7 protein-coding genes are annotated in these 3,182 nt (G+C 47.5%); all 7 read left to right on the top strand.

The features are described from left to right. Positions 1 to 205: 205 nt before the first annotated feature. Positions 206 to 619, top strand: a complete 414-nt coding sequence (locus tag AB3R30_RS26130; protein ID WP_458652139.1) for a hypothetical protein — start codon at positions 206 to 208, stop codon at positions 617 to 619. A gap of 65 nt (positions 620 to 684) precedes the next feature. Then, complete coding sequence (locus AB3R30_RS26125; protein WP_458652138.1) at positions 685 to 930, top strand: hypothetical protein; 246 nt, start codon at positions 685 to 687, stop codon at positions 928 to 930. Then, positions 917 to 1,363 (top strand): HNH endonuclease, encoded by a 447-nt coding sequence (locus tag AB3R30_RS26120; RefSeq protein ID WP_458652137.1) that lies wholly within the window; start codon positions 917 to 919, stop codon positions 1,361 to 1,363. The genes AB3R30_RS26125 and AB3R30_RS26120 overlap by 14 nt, the downstream gene beginning before the upstream one ends. Positions 1,364 to 1,416: 53 nt before the next feature. Continuing rightward, the gene (locus tag AB3R30_RS26115) at positions 1,417 to 1,620 is read left to right on the top strand and encodes a hypothetical protein (RefSeq protein ID WP_458652136.1); all 204 of its coding nucleotides are present in this window, start codon (positions 1,417 to 1,419) and stop codon (positions 1,618 to 1,620) included. 128 nt (positions 1,621 to 1,748) lie between these two features. After that, complete coding sequence (locus tag AB3R30_RS26110; RefSeq protein ID WP_458652135.1) at positions 1,749 to 2,015, top strand: ribbon-helix-helix domain-containing protein; 267 nt, start codon at positions 1,749 to 1,751, stop codon at positions 2,013 to 2,015. Further along, complete coding sequence (locus tag AB3R30_RS26105; protein WP_458652134.1) at positions 2,012 to 2,311, top strand: type II toxin-antitoxin system RelE/ParE family toxin; 300 nt, start codon at positions 2,012 to 2,014, stop codon at positions 2,309 to 2,311. The genes AB3R30_RS26110 and AB3R30_RS26105 overlap by 4 nt, the downstream gene beginning before the upstream one ends. Positions 2,312 to 2,341: 30 nt before the next feature. Then, positions 2,342 to 3,182 (top strand): restriction endonuclease subunit S (locus AB3R30_RS26100; protein ID WP_458652133.1); only part of this gene is annotated, 841 nt, incomplete at its 3' end.

Here is a 3,182-nt window from a genome sequence, read left to right as displayed (position 1 = left end):
TGATATAGGATTTCAGTCCATCCTCACTTTCCTACCCTCACAATAAAACCGCCCTGTCTCCCAGAGCGGGAGAGGGGCTGGGGGTGAGGGTCTTTCCACTAACGCAGCCCAAACCGCCTCTGCTGAAGCGTTCGCCCCTTTCATCCCCCGTCTCAAAACCCTCCAAAAGCACCTCAACGAAGTCCACAAGCTGACCCTCCGGGCTATGGAACTGGCAGAGAAAAAGCTAGAGGTTCGTAAAACCGAGGAATGGAATAGTCGGTTAATTCGTCAATACCGGGATGGGTTGAATGCAGCCCACGATCGCGCAGTGCAGAGCATTAAAACAACGCTGTATTTTAATCAGCAGGTTCACTGGCTGCAATCCCGCTTTCCAGAAGCGGTGCTGGTGGATGTGCCGGGGTTATGTCGAGTGGTGACTCGTGCGGAGATTGCCCAGAATGACGGTAGTTTGACTCCGGGGCGCTATGTGGGAGTGGGGGCTTGTGACACGGAGGATGAAGACGATTTTGAGGAGCGGATGCAGGAGATTCATCAGGAGTTGGCGGTACTGAATGAGGAAGCGATCTCATTAGCCGGGGCGATCCAGGCAAACTTCGAGCAGCTATTTCAGAAATGAACTGACGAATCAGGTAAAACTGCTACGATTTCGATATTGTATTCGTCGTGATGTCAGCAACAGCCATGACCACTCTTTTCAAACCCTCAACCCTCATTCCTAAAGGGCTACGGGTTCAGCAAATTAATAACCTGACGCTGTTCAAATTTACAGACGAGTTGGGGGATCGCTTGCAAACCTTGCTAGATCAGAAAAAAGCGGATCGCCTTTCCGCAGAAGAAACCATAGAGCTAGAAGCGATCGGAGAATTAGACGAAATTTTCAGCTACATCAACGCGGTGATGGTTGCCAAAGCAAATGAGCATTCCTAAATCGCTTTATGAAGCGGTTCGGCAGCGCGCCCAATTTCAGTGTGAATATTGCCACTATTCCGAACTGCTGAGTTCTGCGCCGCTTTCAATTGATCACATCCAGCCCAAATCTCTGGGCGGTGGTGATGAGTTGAACAATCTGGCTCTTGCCTGCCGTCGCTGCAACGAAAGACGATACAACTTCACAACTGGAATAGACCCGGAAACGGAAACCAAAGTTGCACTCTTTAACCCACGGCAGCAGCAATGGTCAGATCATTTCATCTGGTCAACCGATGGATTGCGAATTCTGGGTAAAACCCTAACTGGGCGAGCAACTTGTAATCGATTGGATCTCAATGATGAACGTCGAGAACAACCGTTTATCCAGAATACGCGACGGCAATGGATAGCTGGTGGACTCCATCCGCCAAAGCATGATTTACAGTTTTAGAAGAACGTTTTGTTTTTCTTCAAAGACTTGGAGCCAAATCAACCAAGGGACAAATGAGTAAAGACAACATCACAAACCGTCGCCAAACCATCCTTGACGGTGTAGGAACCGCGATCGCCCAGGCACTTGAACGCCACCGCCGTTTAGGACAGTCGATCGCCGTATGGCAGGATGGCAAAGTTGTGATTTTGACAGCGGATCAGATTCCTCTGCCGTCAAAGGCTCAATTAGATTCATCTAAAACGGTGGAACTGTGAATGGACTGGCACAAATCAAGGTGTTATTTTTGCGATCGCGTTTTCCCGGAGGCGGTGATGATGATGGAATGGCGATCGCGACTAACCTTGAGGAGTTATTTTAGAGGCAAAGGAAGGAGCAAAACGCGATGCAAATTATGCTCAGTATCGAACAAGAGCAGTTTATCCAAACGCAAATTCAACGGGGGATTTTTGCCAGTCCAGATCAAGCGATCGCGGCTGCATTAAGGCTGTTAGAGGCGCAAAGTCAGGGACATGAACAGTGGGTCAGGGAGGTAAAGGCAAAGGTGGATGAAGCGGCGGCAGAATTGGCGCGGGGAGAGGGCATCCCCTTAGAAACCGTGGTCGGGCAAATTGAGCAGAAGTTTCGCAAGGCGCGTGAGGCGCAGGCATGAGCCGATGTTATATTTCACCATCGGCAAGTCGAGATTTAAATGAAATTTCAGACTATTTCTTGACCCAAAACCTTGAAGCCGGAGAACGCCTGCTGAAGGAATTTACTAAAAAGTGCGAGAGCTTGATGCAATTTCCCAATTTAGGACGCAGTTATGAGTGGCTCAGGGCTGGAATGCGAGGAGTTCCATTAGATGGATACATCATCTTTTATCAGGTGGTTAATGATGGCAGCGAAATTTTACGCGTCGTGGGTGGTCGCCAAGACTTACAACGGGTGTTTGACGATGAACTATAGCATCGCGGCAAATTTCGAGGAGTTGAGCTTATGAATGTTTGGGCAGAGAAACAATTAGACGAGTTAGGCTACGTTTCGAGAGGAAGATCGCGTCATCGACCACGAGACGAACAATCTTTATATGGAGGAACATTTCCGTTTATCCAAACTGCCGATGTGAAGCACGCTGAGTTTTACATCTCGTCACATACGCAGACCTACAACGAAAAAGGGCTTGCTCAAAGTCGTTTGTGGCAAGCAGGAACATTATGCATAACAATTGCTGCCAATATTGCTGATACCGCTATTCTTGCTTACGATGCCTGTTTCCCAGATAGCGTTATTGGATTTGTTGCAGATCCAACAGTTTGTGATGTTCGGTTTATTAAATATTTTTTTAGTACTGTTCAATCTCGATATAAACAAATTGCCCAAGGTGCTGCTCAAGACAATCTCGGCCAGCAGAAACTTTTGACGCTAAAAATTCCAACGCCATCACTTCCTACACAACAGCGTATCGCTGACATTCTTTCCAACTACGATCGCCTGATCGACAACAACACCCGCCGCATTGCCCTACTGGAAAAATCCATTCATCAGCTTTACAAGGAATGGTTTATCTATTTGCGGTTTCCAGGGTGGGAGAAAGTCGCGATCGTGGATGGTGTGCCGGAGGGGTGGAGAAGAGTTTCATTAAAGACTCTTGCAACCTTAAGTTATGGAAAAGCACTGAAAAAGGATGACCGAAAATTAGGCTTAGTGCCTGTTTATGGCTCTAGTGGAATTGTTGGCTACCATAATCAATCACTGGTTGATGGTCCAGGAATCATACTTGGACGCAAAGGCAATGTTGGCAGTGTTTTTTGGTCTTCTATTTCCTTTTATCCAATTG

Origin of the sequence: Sivoneniella epilithica UHCC 1019 (assembly GCF_040830845.1) — a bacterium.
Taxonomy (GTDB): domain Bacteria; phylum Cyanobacteriota; class Cyanobacteriia; order Leptolyngbyales; family Leptolyngbyaceae; genus ULC077BIN1.
This window is presented reverse-complemented; position numbering and strand designations above follow the sequence as displayed.